This window comes from Frigoribacterium sp. Leaf186, from assembly GCF_001423905.1.
Classification (GTDB): Bacteria; Actinomycetota; Actinomycetes; order Actinomycetales; family Microbacteriaceae; genus Frigoribacterium.
Map to the genome: position 1 here is coordinate 1095 of NZ_LMPQ01000016.1, position 387 is coordinate 1481.

Genomic DNA, 387 nt, shown 5'->3' on the forward strand with positions numbered 1-387 from the left:
GTCAGCTCGTGTCGTGAGATGTTGGGTTAAGTCCCGCAACGAGCGCAACCCTCGCCCTTAGTTGCCAGCATTGAGTTGGGCACTCTAAGGGGACTGCCGGTGATAAGCCGAGAGGAAGGTGGGGATGACGTCAAGTCCTCATGGCCCTTACGGGCTGGGCTACACACGTGCTACAATGGTGGTGACAGTGGGCAGCGAGACCGCGAGGTCGAGCTAATCTCCAAAAGCCATCTCAGTTCGGATTGCACTCTGCAACTCGAGTGCATGAAGTTGGAATCGCTAGTAATCGCAGATCAGCATGCTGCGGTGAATACGTTCCCGGGCCTTGTACACACCGCCCGTCACACCATGGGAGTTGGTTTTACCCGAAGGCGCTGCGCTAACCGC

The 387-nt window shown here is 57.1% G+C and carries 1 rRNA gene (cut by a window edge); it reads left to right on the plus strand.

Annotated features, from left to right (window positions below):
- A 16S ribosomal RNA gene (locus ASG05_RS15635) occupies positions 1-387 on the plus strand; its annotated part reaches 1074 nt to the left of the window's first position; the annotation flags it as partial.